This window comes from Segniliparus sp., assembly GCF_051660745.1.
Classification (GTDB): Bacteria; Actinomycetota; Actinomycetes; order Mycobacteriales; family Mycobacteriaceae; genus Segniliparus.
This window is the reverse complement of sequence record NZ_JBOFQF010000017.1, coordinates 109733-122776: the sequence shown is the minus strand read 5'-3', so window position 1 is coordinate 122776 and position 13044 is coordinate 109733. Positions and strand designations below refer to the sequence as shown.

Below are 13044 nucleotides of genomic sequence, written 5' to 3'. Positions count from 1 at the left end.
CAAGGCGCGTACCCGCCACCGCCACCGCCACCGCCCCAAGGCGGAGCCCAAACCGCAGGCTTGATCCCGCCAGACCAAGCCGCCCAAGAGACGCCTGCGGAATCGTTCCAAGGAACCACGTGGGACGACGTGCGGCACACGCGCGACGCGGAGAACAACGCGGGGTACGCCCCCGGCGAAGCGCCGCAAGTGACCTACGAGAGCCACGACGGGCCGCAAGTCATCCAGACCGGCTCAGAACGCGGCGACGGGCTCAACAAATGCCCGCGCTGCGGCTCCACAGACATCGCTCTCGACATCAAGAGCAGCAACCTCGTGTGCCGGTTCTGCCGGTTCTCGTGGAGCGGGCAGAACGCCGCCGAAGTGTTCAATCTCAACTCGCCCATCAGCGAGCTGCGCGGACGTCAGATCGGTTCCGGGTCGGGGAATGTCGTGCCGGGGGTCGACCAGGTCGTCAGCTTCAAATGCAACGCCTGCGGCGCAGAAGTGTCGATCGACACCGCCCATGCCGTGCAGGCGCGCTGCCACTGGTGCCGCAACAAACTCTCCATCAACCAGCAGATCCAGAACGGCGCCGTGCCCGACGTCGTGCTGCCCTTCGCGCTCCCACAAGCAGAAGCGGTCCGCCGGATCTCCGAATTCGCCAGCAAGCGCAAGTTCTTCGCGAACCGGAAGTTCATCGCGCAGTTCGCCCCCGAAAACGTCGTGGGCGTCTACCTGCCTTATCTCATCGTCGATTTCAACGCCGAGCTCGAGTTCACCGGATACGGCGAGCACACGACCAGCTCCTACTCGGTTCGCGTCGGCAGCGGAGACAACGAGCGGTCGGAGACGCGCTACGACTACGACGTGTTCCAGGTGGCCCGCAAATTCGACCTCTACATCGACGACCTCACGATCGAGTCGGCGGCCGACAAGCGCGACTTCCACACCGATCGCAACACGAACAACATCATCAACTCGATCATGCCGTTCGACACGAAGAACGCGGTGCGCTACGACCCGAACTACCTCTCGGGATTCACTTCGCAGCGACGCGATCTCGACATCGACTCGATGTTCGACGAAGCACGTCTGCAAGCGCAAGACATCGGGCGTTTCCGCGCCGCCGAGACGCTCGGCTTCTACGACCGAGGCGTGCGCTGGGGCCAGCAGGACATCGACGTGCGCGGCGAGCGCTGGATCTCCGCCTACCTGCCCGTCTGGCTTTACAGCTACTACGAGCGCAAGAGCAACGGGAACGAGCTCCTGCACTACATCGCCGTCAACGGGCGCACCGGCGAGACCATGGGCTCGGTGCCGCTCAACATGTGGCGCCTTTGGGTCATGTCCGGCGTGGTCGAAGTCTGCTCGGCCTTCGGCGCGCTCGCGTCGTATCTGATGTTCTGAGAGAAGGAGGCAAGCATGGGTTCCTTGGTCTTGAGCCACCTGTCGGCCATGACAGATCTCGTCGTGGCCCAATCCCACTCGTCCCACTCGTCGTCCAGCGACAACAGCAAGTGGTACGGCTTGGTGTGCCTGCTCGGCGGGCCTGCCTTCTACATGTTCATGTACACGCGCTACCGCAACACCGACAAGCGGCACCACCACGAGACGGAGACCGCCTCCGAGGTCGCCAATTTGCAAAGCGGCGACCACCACGTGGACCACGTGACGGGGGCTTCGGACCCGAAGATGTCCGGCAGGAACGAACGCGAGGTGCGCGGGTAGCGCGTGTGGGGCGTGCGACAGAGACACGATCCTAGCGATTTAGAGACGCGCATCGCGGTTGCGAACCGATAAAACGTGAGAACCCGTGCGCGAACTGCGTGTTTCTCGGTGCGCGGCCTGAGTTCGGATCGGTGGAGTTCGGGGGCGACAAAGGGTACGCTATGCGGCCAAGACCCCAGCAACTTACGGCTGGCATGCCCGAGGCACGGGTGGCCGGTCGCAAGCCCTTTAACTCAATCCGGAGGATTTTTTGACGAACCAGGCGCTGGGCGCGAGCAGCTATTCGCAGAACGCGGCGTTCTGGGTCGACATCATCCGCCGGAGGCGGGACCGATACCGGACGGAGCTCACGGACGCGGCGGTGCTCTCCCTCGTCGGCCCGCTCGCGGGGCTGCGCGTGCTCGACGCGGGCTGCGGCGAAGGGTACCTCTCACGGCTCCTCGCCGAACGGGGCGCGCAGGTCGTGGGCGTGGACACTGCCGTGGAGCTGGTCGAGGCCGCCCGGCAAGAGGCGGCTCAACGCCGGATCGCCGTGGAGCATCTGGTCGCGAACGCAGGCGACCTGCCCACGGAGTTCGCGGCGAGCTTCGACATCGTCGTGCTCAACCACGTGGTCAACGATCTCGAGAACCCCGCTCCGGCATTCTCCGAGGCGGCCCGCGTCCTACGGCCTGAAGGCAAGATTGTCGTGTTGATGCTGCACCCCTGCTTCACGCACCAGGGGGGCGACGTGGAGGATTACTTCGCCAACTACCGGGCTTCTCGGTGCTTCGAGGTCGACGGGACGAGATCGCCCGCGCCAGTGGTCTACTGGGTCCGCCCGTTGGAGTCCTACAGCGCGCTGCTCGCCGAAGCCGGGTTCGCGATCACCGGGCTGAAGGAGCCGCGCCCCTCGACGGAACAGATGCTGGACCCGTGGTGGCAGGAGCGCTTCACCGCGCCGAAGTTCCTTCTGATCGAGGCGAGAAAACTCGACTGAGCGCCCAAGCCAGGACGAACGCGACCGGCACGCCAACGTTCGCCGCACCCCAACCCGACTGTTTGGCGTGCTCGGTGAACAACCAGCCGAGGATCGGCCTGAGCACGGGGTCACGCGAGGTGATGAGCCCAAACCCCACGAGGCTCGCAAGCACCACGGCTCCGGTGTTCCCTGTGGCCCGGGCCGGACAAGCGGGCATAGACCACTCGCTTCCCCGCGCGAATTCCGAGAGGAACACCGCACACCATGCGGCGATCGGCACCCCGAGGATGTCGAGGAATGATTCGAACGCCACGGAGAATCCCGGCGACACGAACACCACGTACCCTGCGGCGGCCAGGACGAGCGCCCCGTTGGCCACGACCGCCACCGGCCTGCGCAGCCGGACGCCGAGCGCGAGCAGGCTCAAGCCCGAGGAGTAGAGGTTGATCGCCGCGTTGCTCATGAACCCGACGGCGGTCACGGACAGAAAAACTGCGGCGGACCACGGCGGGACGAGGCTCGCGAGCGCGCCGACAGGGTCCTGGCCCAAACCTGCGACGAGCTCGGGGCGTGACGCGCACAGCAACACCCCGTACAACATCAGCAGCGCCGCAGGCAGCCCTCCCCCAAGCGCCGTCCAACCCGCGACGCTCGACGCCTTCGCCGACGCGGGCAAATACCGGCTGTAGTCCGCGCCTGCCATCACCCACGCCAACCCCCCGGCAGCAAGCGCGAACACCGCCCCGCCCGTCAGCGCCGCCAGCCCCGGCGCGGCAGAGCTTTCCGGGAGATGGACCAGATGCGCGGTGAGAACCGCATAACCCGCGACCACCGTGAAAGCCAAGAGGGCGATCCACCGCTGCACGGCCATCAGCAACCGGTACCCGAAAAACGCGATCATGAGAACCACCGGGGCGACTGCGGCGAAACACACAAGCCGAGCACGACCCCCCGCCTCGAAGCCTGCCCTCTCTTCGTACAGCGAAACAGCGGCAAGGACCGCCAGCACCAGGTTCACCGCGCTCCAACCCAAGAGCGCCAGGCAGCTCGCCGCGCCTGGAAGAAAGTTGCCTGTGCGCCCGAAAACCGACTGGCTCAGCGCCATAGTCGGCCGCCCGCCTCTCGCCCCCACGACCGCGACCAAGCCGAGCAGGCCGTAGCCCACAGCACAGCCAACAACGACCGCGACCGCCGCCCACTGCCACGACAACCCGAACTCCGCAGCGAAAAAGCCGTAGGCGATGACGAACGGATTGAGGTTCGCCGCCGCCCACAACCACGATTGAGAGCGCAAGGATCCCGAGCGCGCCCGAAGCGGGATCTGCTCGACCCCGTGATGCTCAAGCATCTGCTGGGAGAAGGTCATGCTGATCTCGGCAAAGCTCCTAACAGCGTCGCACCGGCCTGTCTCACGACCGGAGAGACGCAAGTCTCCATTCTTGTCACCACTGCCGCACCCACCTGCGAGGCTTTCAGCCCCAAAGTCGGATCGTACTGGAGCATGAGCGGCACGGCCACCGCAACCAGGTAGAAGAAGTACGCCTCGTTGGGGGTGCCGAGATCGCCCAACAGCTCAACCGCCGTATTGCGCAGAAGGACCGACCCTGGCAACGAGAAATCAGTGGTCGCCGTCGCATCCCGGTTGTAGGTGGGGAACGACCAGCGCTCCACCATGCCGAGCAACGTGTTCCGGCTCGTCATCTGGCCGTAATGCCTTACCTCTGCAAGGTCGCCGGTTTGGATAATACGCCCGATGACCATGCTTCGAAACGACATGACTGTACGACGGCTCAACTGCTTCGGATCCGGCGCGAACACCCGATGCCCCGTCGCCTTCGCTATATGATGCGCCAAAGTGGCGTGCCCAAGCATCGCGTGATAGGAGTTGCCGCTCTCCGCCAGCTTCAAAACGAGCTCCGAGGAAGCCTCGATCAGGGGGCCGGGGTCCGTGAAAACCCCGCCAGACCCATAGTCTTTCCATAAGCACCCCAAGGCGCGGTCATGTGACCGATTCCAGAATCGAGCCAAATGCCTGGCTGCTTCTTGGGCGTCTCCCCTCATAACATAGAGCGCCGCGCTTAAAGTGTTCGCGAGGACCTGTTCCGGGACTTTCTCCGCCGCGACCAAACGCCGGAATGACATCGGGTCCACATGTAGGCCGACCTCCCCCAGCGCATCGACAAGTTGCCGCCGCCTGCGCTTCAGCGCGTCACTCACCATATACTCCGCCACGCCCGGCAGGATGGCCACAAGCGACTGAAGCGTCTTGCCCTTAATCCGGTCCAACCAGTCCTCCGCCGCCCAGAGCCTGCCCACCGTGCTCTCCTCCACTCCCGCCAAAAACGCCACGTCGGCAGCAGAAAGTCCTGAGCGTCCCGCCAAATCGGCTAATGTAACAGCCACGACCCCTCCAGTTAACGGAAAAGAAACTCAGCACACACGGCCAGGGGCATACTTACCATGCTCAAGCATCTCTTGTCAAGAGATATTGCTTGCACGCAAGCAGATTGCGCTCAGTAAAATTTATGTTGGAAAACGCAAGACCGCTCTATAAACTACTAGATGCAGGCAACAAAACACAAGCAAGGAGAACACGCGGCTTTGCTTTACTTTGTTCCGCAACGTGACTGATGCAGAAATTTTCAAAACTCACAGATGACACACCGGGGAGGTTTGAATGGTTAAAAAAATAACTGACTTAAACATCTGCAAACCTGAAGCATCGACAGTTGCGCGATCCACGGGGCTCGAATATTCGCTCGCGGGCCGCAATTCACCACCTGATACGGCGTCGCACCACTACGAGAACTCAACGACGGCAATATATCTCGATTTGGAAGAAAACGAGATAAAAGCTTACGAACACCTCGTCGCCACCGGGGGTCGAACTCGTGAGCAGCTTTCAGCAGATTTCAAATGGAGCGCGAACCAGGTCCAGCAGGCACTCGTAGCCTTACAAAAAGCAGAACTGCTGGCCACGCCCGACGCAGGGCGCCAGCACATCTGCGTAGCGATACATCCGGAGGTGCTCAGGCTACGCCGAACAAGGCCCTTGTCCGATACTATCGCAGCATGGCAGGCCCAGCTGAACGATCTTCAGGCACAGCTTGACGCGATCACGCTTCCGAGCGCCAGCCGAGCGGATTATGAGGGAATCGACTCCATCGTCACAGTCACGGACGGGGACTACGTGTCAGACGCGCTCGCTGTGACCAGCGCTCGTCACGCACAGGACATCCTCGTCATGTCGCCCTCGTGGAGGGAAGCCTCCACTATGGCCCAACATATGATTGCGAGCAGCACGAGGATCCTATCGAAACGCGCGAGAGTCCGGGTGCTGTTCCCCCATACATCGCGCTACGACGCAGAAGCCAGAGATCTCGCGGATCAGATCACCGCATCGGGCGGCGAAGTGCGCACAACAGCCTCCCCCCTGCACGCGTTGGCGATTTTCGACAGCACGGAGGCCCTTTTGCTCGATAGCTTGCGAGAAACGAAGAAGGCGCACATCGTGCGCCACGACACGCTCCTCGGCTTCATCGCCTGCACGGCCGAGAACGCTTGGAGCGGCAGCGAAGTGTTCCAGGGGGCCAGCGGCAGCAAGAAGATGCCTGAATCGCTTTCCCAAGATATGAAGATCGCTATAATAAAACTGCTCGCCACAGGCTGCAAAGACGAGGTGGTGGCCAAACGCCTCGGCATTGCCGTTCGGACGTGTCGCAAATATATTGCAGATATCTACAGCGACTTCGGGGTGCAAAGCAGGTTTCAAGCTGGGTGGATAATGCGCGATATCATTGCCCAAGCAGAGCTGGCAGAGACAGCCGAAGAGAGGAAGAGCGCCTGAGGCGGTGAATTCCCGCACTGCCGCGCCCCGGGACTGCGTCGAAAATCCAGATAGAGATATCGAGAACAGCCGACACGGACCTATCGAACCACTTCGCCGAAAACCGCGCTTACTTATATCAACCCTCATCACGAACCAAGCCCGCGAGTCCACGAACCAAGCCCGCCACCATGAGACAAGGGCGACTCCCGCGCAGCGCATCGTTCATGGTTGACCGCAAATATTTAGGAAAAATTTTCGGAACAACCGGCGCAGCAACAAACAGCATAGAAAACGGAAGGAGTGAGATCCATGCAAAGCGTTGAGATTCTGACTCAGAAGACCAGAGAAGAAAAAATCTGCCAATTCTCACCGCATAGGATCGGTGGACAGCATCAGATACGCGCTGTGATCAGCCCCGAGCAGCTGCTGAGCGAATTGCCCCTCACTGAATCCGGAGCTCGCACAGTGCGCGATGGCCGCGTCGAGGTCCAGGGCGTGCTCACCGGAGCCGACGACCGATTGCTCGTTGTGGTCGGGCCCTGCTCGATCCACGATGCGAAGGCCGGGCTCGTGTATATGGAATCGCTCGGCGCGCTGGCCCGTAGCCTGTCAGAGGACCTCGTGGTCGTCGCACGCGTCTACGTGGAAAAACCTCGGACTGTTGCCGGCTGGACCGGATTGCTCGCCGATCCGGCGCTCGACGGCAATTTGAACCTCAGCCAGGGCCTGTACGCCGCACGGGCGCTGATGCTGCAAGTCGCCGAACAAGGGCTCGCGATCGCGACGGAGTGGCTCAGCCCTGTGACCCCTCATTATTTGGCCGACCTGGTCTCGTGGGGAGCCATCGGGGCACGCACTGTCGAGAGCCAAGTGCATCGACAGATGGCGAGCGGCCTGCCGATGCCCATAGGGATGAAAAACAGTGTGACCGGATCAGTCAAAGTCGCACTGGACGCCATACGCTTCGCGGCCCAGCCGCACGCCTATGTCGCGCCAGGCCCCCACGGCGCGGCAGCCACACTGCACACGAGCGGAAACCCCGACTGCCATCTCGTGCTCCGCGGCTCCTCGAAAGGGCCGAATTACCTCCCCTTCAATATCCGCGACGCCGAAGACGCATTGGCGGCCGCAGGACTGCCTGCGAGGCTCGTCATCGACGCAAGCCACGGCAATAGCGGCAAGGATCACGAACGACAGGCCCTCGTTGCCAGGGAAATCGGCGAACAAGTCGCCCAAGGCGACACCACCATCCGGGGCGTGATGCTGGAAAGCTTCCTCGTGGCAGGCCGCCAGGAGCTCGGCCCCGGAGAGCTCGTCTTCGGCCAGAGCGTCACAGACGCCTGCATGGGGTGGGAAAACACCGCTGCCGTGCTCCAGGATCTGGCGGCGTCAGTCCGCCGCCGTCGCGAAAACTCCCGCGACCGCCAAGCCCGCATTGGAACCGATGCGCCGCTCGGGCCATGCCTCGAGACCGCCGGTTCCTAATCAACAGCCCGAAGGAGGCGCAGCCATGGCCTGTTCCCAGTTCCCCGGACGGGCTGGTGTTGTGATCACGCCGCACTCGCCGCGGTGGCGGCCAGGGCACGAGCAGTGGGGCTAGTCCCCCCCCCCCCCGCCACTGACATATCGCTACGAGAGGAGTTTTGATGACAGCAACGGCAGTGATCGACGGCAGGCCTGGCCTGCTCCACGGTTCACTGCGGCAGCGCCTGCAGCGTGCCGCGAATGACGCCGGATGGGCGGCGCAGTACGCGGCGCAAGGCGCGCAGTGGGCACGAGAGGCCGACCGGGCGCACCGCGTCTCAGCCGAGATGCATCCGCATCGCCGACCGCTCGTGCGGGTCGGAGTCAAGGACAATGTGCATTGCGCGCCGTTCGCGACTCGACACGGGACCCGACGTTTTAGGGAATACCCGCAGCGCTCGGCGGCCGCGATCAACGGACAGGTGAGCGCCAGCGTCATCTGCAAGACACAGCTGACCGAACTCACCCTCGGGCGCGATGCCGGAGTGATCCATCGCGACGGCCCGAGCAGGTGGGCAGGCGCATCGAGCACTGGAAGCGCCGTTGCCGTCGCCACGGGCATCTGTGATCTCGCTCTGGGCACAGATTCCCTAGGCTCGGTGCGCATCCCGGCGATCGCCAACAATGTGGTCGGCCTGCGCCTCACTCACGATCCAGACCTGCTTGACGGTGTTCTGCCGATATCCCCGACTTTCGACGCCATCGGATGGTTCGCGCGCACTGCCGACGACCTGGACTGCGCGTTGGACTATTTCGGTATAGTCCCGCCTCGCTCCGGATCATGCATGACCCGTGTCGCGGTTGCGACCGAGATCTTCGATGATCCAGCCTGTGCCCCCCGCATTCGGTCCGGCTACGATATGTTCGCGCGTCAAGCCGAACGTTTGGGCATCGAGATCATCGAGATCCGGCTCGGCAGCGTGTGGGAGTATCGGCTCGCATCGTGGCAATTGTGCGCCTTCGAGGCGGCCGCCAATCTCGATTCCAGAGCAGTTGATCTCGGTCCGCTCGGGGCCGATGTGGAGTCCGTGCTCGACGCGGGCAGGCGGCTGCCGTCCGACGAGATGCGAGCGCTCAAAGACGACCTGGCGCAGATGCGCGCCGACATGGACGCGCGGCTGCGCGCATCCGGAGCCGATTGCGTCGCGATGCCGGCGTACCCGTTCGAACTGCCCACCCCACAAGAGCTTTCCAAGTGGCCAATGCTGTTCCCCGATATCAGCGACCGTCACGCGAATCAACTCGCAGGCTATGCCCCGATCGCCAGTGTCCTGGGCTGGCCGGTGGTCACCACCCCGGACTCCGACGGGACGGGAATGCAGCTCATGGGGCCCCGCTACACGGAGCGGGCGTTGCTGGCACTGGCCGCGCGGATCGCCGCCGAGGAGCAGAGGCGACCGCTGTGAAGGATCGAACGATAGTCGTCACCGGAGCAGGCTCAGGCATCGGAGCCGCCACCGCCCGCCGCTTCGCTGTGGCTGGGGACCGAGTCATCCTGGTTGGCAGGCGGGAGGAGCGGCTGAAGGAGGTCGCCGACCAGATCGGCCAGGCCAAACCAGGAGCCGCGACCTACGTTCATGCAACCGACGCCGCAGATCCTGACGGCGTGACTGCGCTGGCCGACGAAATCCGGCGGCGGTGGGACGGAGTGGACGGCCTGGTCTGCTGTGCCGGTTCGGCGCCGCAGACGGAGGGCGACTCGCTCGTGCAGATCGCCAAGGAATGGGAGGGGGCGCTCCGTTCCAATGTCATGACGGCCGCGATCTCTGTCGAAGGACTGCTGCCGGTGCTGCGCGATAACAGCAGCATTGTGCTGTTCAGCTCCATTGCTGCATACCGTGGGTCTGGCGGAACCGGCGCATACGGAGCGGCCAAGGCGGCCCTGCATTCCTATATTCACACGCTCGCCGGACGAGTGGGCGCGCGCGGCATTAATGTCAATGCGATTGCGCCCGGATTCGTCGACGAGACCGAGTTCTTCGGAGATCGACTTGCTGATACCCGGCGGACGATGCTCATCCGACAGACAGCGTTGGGCCGTGCAGGCCGCCCCGAAGACATCGCCAATGCGGGCTACTTCCTCTGCTCCGCCGAGGGGGCTTACCTGACTTCCCAGATTCTGCAAATCAACGGAGGCTCCAATCATGGCGTATGACGCTGTCTACGATGAGGTTGCGCCGACAGCCGCCGGTCGAGCGCAGGCTGGCGTGTGTATCCGTGAGATGACACGCTGGCATTTCAACGCCTCGACGGGTAGCGAGGAGGTTGTCGTGATGAATCGTTTGACTTGCTCTTCATTGCTGTCCAACAGTATCGAGCGCGACATAGCGTTCGGAGAACCAGACTCGAGCGGTTCCGACGAGACGCTGCGCGATATCCGCCCCAGGACGGCATCCGGCCACAGCGAGCTGATCGAGGGAGCATGCTGATGGCTCTTCGCGCTCGACCGAGCCGACTGCTGACCCCGTCGGAAAGTGTGAGCGCGCCTGCGCGCAACACAATCCGGTTTGCCGCGCACTGCTCCGGCAACCTTGACATCGACGCCTTGCAACGAGCCTGGCGCCTGGTTTGCCAAGAGAATCCAGGGCTGGCCGGCGCAGTTCGACTAGCTCAGGACGCCAACGACCGATACGCGTTCTACCCGGATATTGATCGAGCCGGGTTGGTGGTCTGCACAGATATCCCGCCGCAGGGCGGCAACCTCACCGCACACCGCACCCTTGACGATCTGGACGCCGCAGCGGCGCTGGAGGTGGCCACCGGCCGCAACGGCCACGTGGTCTCGCTGCTCATGCGGCACTCGATCGCCGATGGACGGCTCGGGGTCTATGCCTTGCGGCGCATCTGGGAGATCTACTGCGATCTAGTCGAATCCGATCCTCGAAGGCCAACCGACCCGGTCGCCGAATCGCCGACGACGGCCCGTCCCCTTGAGGAGCTGCTGAAAGAGCACGCGACGCCGCTGGGTCCGCCATGCCCGATGCCTGCCCGAACGCATCCGGCGGGCGTGAAGAAACATCTCGTGGAAGCCCTGAGCGGGTTGCGGCACGGCCAATTCTCGCTGTGCCGCGCGACGACAGCCGCCTTGCTTGATCGGTGCGCACGGGATTCGACTTCCGTGCACGGCATTCTCGCAGCATGCGCGCTCACCGCGCTCGCGCGCTACAGCGATGGCTCGCACAGCATCGCGCTCACATCGGTCATCGATGTCCGGCCGCATATGACTCCAACCGTCCGTGCGCCAGAGGGAACCTACACACTAGGATTCGCGACGACGGCCTTGCCTGCTGCCGACGCCGACGACCTGCTGTTGGTCGCCGAGCGTGTGCTCAGTGACATCGGTTCAGGCCTCGCCTCAGGAGCTGTTCAGCGAAGCAGCATCGGCGCCGCGACCACCGAATCGGCCTTGCCTGCGCCGATGATGCTCTCGAACCTCGGCGCGATCGCGCCGTTCCCGACCCCGGCGGGACTCACGGTCGACGATTTCTCCTTCTGGAACGAAATGGATCTCAGCAACCCTGGCGGAGTTGGCCTGTGCAGTGTGTACGGAAACATGGGGTACGCCTCGTCATACAATGGCCGCCTGCGAGTCGATCTGTTCCATGGCGTCGAGATGTTCGACGCCAGCTGGACCCAAAATCAGATCAAACAGATCGAATCACTTCTTCATCAATACGCACTCGCCTCGTTAGTGCCGTCACTATACCAGCACGTCGATTGAGAACCCTGGGAAGGCAGTATAATGGTACCGTCAGCTCGCGACGCGGGCGTGAATTCCACCGGCTCGGCCTCGAATCCCACATCAGATAAGAAAACTGAAGCAGATGCCTGGCCGCACATCGGCAGCCAGTCAAGCAGGAGCAAGTTTGGAGGTGTCAGATGTTGCGAGCGAAATCCGTCCGCGCCTGGTATTTAGGAGTGATGATATTGGCATTGATGTCGACCGTCGCGTGCGGCGATCACGAGCGTCAAGGCAAACAGGCAAGGAAATCGCTAGCGCTGAGCCCAGCGGTGGCCGTTGCTGATTACCATGACGGACTCGTCCGTGAGGATTTTTCGGTGGCCTCGGACCCGAATGTGGATATTGGAGTCCGAAAAATCTCAGCACCCGGCGAAAGCGGGTCGCCCGTGCTGTTGCTGCACGGCGCGAGGGTGTCCGGCATACCGAGCTTCGACCTGCCTGTGGCCGATGGTTCTTTCGCTGGGAGTCTTGCACGCCATGGCCACACGGTCTACATTATGGACGCACGTGGTTACGGCAGCTCCTCAAGACCGGCGGAGATGCTGAAACCGGCAATCGCGAACCAGCCCCTTGTCCGATCCGATGCTGTCGTGCGCGACATCTCCGCTGTTGTCGATTACGTGGTGCCAGGTGGCAAGATCGCGTTATTCGGATGGGCGACAGGCGGCCACTGGGCCGGGCAGTACGCGGCATTGCACCCAGACCGGGTGAGCCACCTGATTATGGACAACTCCTTGTACGGGGGTTCCTCGCAGCACTCGCGTATCGGCCAAGGATCGCCGTATGACGATCCTGCACGGCCAGGAAACTTCAACCCTGCGGTCGGCGCCTATGAGCTCAGCACCGCAGACAGCCTCACTCCTTCATGGGACGCCTCTATCCCGGACAAGGATAAGAACGCCTGGCACGATCCGGCTATCATCGAGTCATACAAGGCTGCGGCATTGGCGTCAGACCCTACCAGTCATGATCGCACACCGCCGTCGTTCAGGGCGCCGAGCGGCGCGATGTATGAGAGCTACTTGATAGCGACCGGCCACCAACAGTGGGACGCGTCAGCGATCACTGCAAAAGTTCTTTTGTCCCACAGCGAATTCGACTTCTGGAGCAGGCCCGAAGATATCGCCAAACTTCACAGCCAGCTGAACCATGCCGCCCGTGTCGAAATTCTCGAAGTCCCTAAGGCTACCCACTATGTCCATCTCGATCGGCCAGAGCATGGACGCGATATATTTCTATCCGCAGTTGTTGCCTTTTTGAACGAATAACAGACGAGGT

At 62.8% G+C, this 13044-nt stretch carries 12 protein-coding genes; 10 read left to right on the top strand and 2 right to left on the bottom strand.

Annotated elements, in window-relative coordinates; all coding sequences use genetic code 11:
• Positions 1-60 precede the first annotated feature (60 nt).
• From ACRC20_RS04925 to ACRC20_RS04915, 3 genes are all read left to right on the top strand, one after another.
• Positions 61-1389 (top strand): TFIIB-type zinc ribbon-containing protein, encoded by a 1329-nt coding sequence (locus ACRC20_RS04925; RefSeq protein WP_438685227.1) that lies wholly within the window; start codon positions 61-63, stop codon positions 1387-1389.
• 15 nt (positions 1390-1404) lie between these two features.
• Complete coding sequence (locus ACRC20_RS04920) at positions 1405-1710, top strand: growth/differentiation factor (protein ID WP_438685226.1); 306 nt, start codon at positions 1405-1407, stop codon at positions 1708-1710.
• Positions 1711-1960: 250 nt separating this feature from the next.
• A complete protein-coding gene (locus tag ACRC20_RS04915) occupies positions 1961-2689 on the top strand; it encodes a class I SAM-dependent methyltransferase (protein ID WP_438685225.1) in 729 nt (242 codons plus the stop codon).
• On the opposite strand, the gene ACRC20_RS04910 is transcribed toward ACRC20_RS04915, so the two are convergent.
• Together ACRC20_RS04910 and ACRC20_RS04905 are read right to left on the bottom strand one after the other, a co-directional pair.
• Positions 2643-4037 carry a purine-cytosine permease family protein gene (locus tag ACRC20_RS04910; RefSeq protein ID WP_438685224.1) on the bottom strand — a complete coding sequence of 465 codons (1395 nt, stop codon included), beginning with the start codon at positions 4035-4037 and terminating at the stop codon, positions 2643-2645. The two genes, ACRC20_RS04915 and ACRC20_RS04910, sit on opposite strands and share 47 nt — an antisense overlap.
• A complete protein-coding gene (locus tag ACRC20_RS04905) occupies positions 4034-5020 on the bottom strand; it encodes a hypothetical protein (protein ID WP_438685223.1) in 987 nt (328 codons plus the stop codon). The genes ACRC20_RS04910 and ACRC20_RS04905 overlap by 4 nt, the downstream gene beginning before the upstream one ends.
• Positions 5021-5348: 328 nt before the next feature.
• Here ACRC20_RS04905 and ACRC20_RS04900 point away from each other — a divergent pair, with 328 nt between their 5' ends.
• From ACRC20_RS04900 to ACRC20_RS04870, 7 genes are all read left to right on the top strand, one after another.
• Complete coding sequence (locus ACRC20_RS04900) at positions 5349-6518, top strand: hypothetical protein (protein WP_438685222.1); 1170 nt, start codon at positions 5349-5351, stop codon at positions 6516-6518.
• Positions 6519-6809: 291 nt separating this feature from the next.
• The gene (locus ACRC20_RS04895) at positions 6810-7985 is read left to right on the top strand and encodes a 3-deoxy-7-phosphoheptulonate synthase (protein ID WP_438685221.1); all 1176 of its coding nucleotides are present in this window, start codon (positions 6810-6812) and stop codon (positions 7983-7985) included.
• 161 nt (positions 7986-8146) lie between these two features.
• Positions 8147-9430, top strand: a complete 1284-nt coding sequence (locus ACRC20_RS04890; RefSeq protein WP_438685220.1) for an amidase family protein — start codon at positions 8147-8149, stop codon at positions 9428-9430.
• Complete coding sequence (locus ACRC20_RS04885) at positions 9427-10179, top strand: SDR family NAD(P)-dependent oxidoreductase (RefSeq protein WP_438685219.1); 753 nt, start codon at positions 9427-9429, stop codon at positions 10177-10179. Before ACRC20_RS04890 ends, ACRC20_RS04885 begins: the two co-directional genes overlap by 4 nt.
• Entirely contained in the window at positions 10169-10453 is a 285-nt protein-coding gene (locus tag ACRC20_RS04880; protein WP_438685218.1) for a hypothetical protein, read from the top strand. Before ACRC20_RS04885 ends, ACRC20_RS04880 begins: the two co-directional genes overlap by 11 nt.
• Entirely contained in the window at positions 10453-11745 is a 1293-nt protein-coding gene (locus tag ACRC20_RS04875) for a phthiocerol/phthiodiolone dimycocerosyl transferase family protein (protein WP_438685217.1), read from the top strand. Before ACRC20_RS04880 ends, ACRC20_RS04875 begins: the two co-directional genes overlap by 1 nt.
• 158 nt (positions 11746-11903) lie before the next feature.
• Positions 11904-13034: an alpha/beta fold hydrolase gene (locus tag ACRC20_RS04870; protein ID WP_438685216.1), complete on the top strand. Its 1131-nt coding sequence runs from the start codon at positions 11904-11906 to the stop codon at positions 13032-13034.
• The last annotated feature ends 10 nt before the right edge of the window (positions 13035-13044 follow it).

Coding starts and splice junctions, on each gene's coding strand:
- ACRC20_RS04920 (WP_438685226.1), top strand. CDS start 1,405: ATGGGTTCCTTGGTCTTGAGCCACCTGTCGGCCATGACAGATCTCGTC.
- ACRC20_RS04910 (WP_438685224.1), bottom strand. CDS start 4,037: ATGACCTTCTCCCAGCAGATGCTTGAGCATCACGGGGTCGAGCAGATC.
- ACRC20_RS04900 (WP_438685222.1), top strand. CDS start 5,349: ATGGTTAAAAAAATAACTGACTTAAACATCTGCAAACCTGAAGCATCG.
- ACRC20_RS04895 (WP_438685221.1), top strand. CDS start 6,810: ATGCAAAGCGTTGAGATTCTGACTCAGAAGACCAGAGAAGAAAAAATC.
- ACRC20_RS04890 (WP_438685220.1), top strand. CDS start 8,147: ATGACAGCAACGGCAGTGATCGACGGCAGGCCTGGCCTGCTCCACGGT.
- ACRC20_RS04880 (WP_438685218.1), top strand. CDS start 10,169: ATGGCGTATGACGCTGTCTACGATGAGGTTGCGCCGACAGCCGCCGGT.
- ACRC20_RS04875 (WP_438685217.1), top strand. CDS start 10,453: ATGGCTCTTCGCGCTCGACCGAGCCGACTGCTGACCCCGTCGGAAAGT.
- ACRC20_RS04870 (WP_438685216.1), top strand. CDS start 11,904: ATGTTGCGAGCGAAATCCGTCCGCGCCTGGTATTTAGGAGTGATGATA.